At 55.8% G+C, this 251-nt stretch carries 1 rRNA gene; it reads left to right on the top strand.

The window, feature by feature from the left end:
* Positions 1-251: ribosomal RNA gene (locus tag DC53_RS00130) — 23S ribosomal RNA — on the top strand; the annotation flags it as partial.

The raw sequence follows: 251 nt of genomic DNA, 5'->3' as shown, positions 1-251 counted from the left end.
GTCGCTCAACGGATAAAAGTTACCCTAGGGATAACAGGCTGATCGCGTCCAAGAGTTCACATCGACGACGCGGTTTGGCACCTCGATGTCGGCTCGTCGCATCCTGGGGCTGGAGAAGGTCCCAAGGGTATGGCTGTTCGCCCTTTAAAGCGGTACGCGAGCTGGGTTCAGAACGTCGTGAGACAGTTTGGCCCCTATCTGCTGTGAGCGCGTAGGAATTTGAGAAGATCTGCTCCTAGTACGAGAGGACC

Origin of the sequence: Pseudoalteromonas fuliginea, from assembly GCF_000690055.1 — a bacterium.
Lineage (GTDB): Bacteria > Pseudomonadota > Gammaproteobacteria > Enterobacterales > Alteromonadaceae > Pseudoalteromonas > Pseudoalteromonas fuliginea.
Note: the sequence above shows the minus strand (reverse complement) of the source record. Positions and strands in the feature narration are given on the sequence as shown.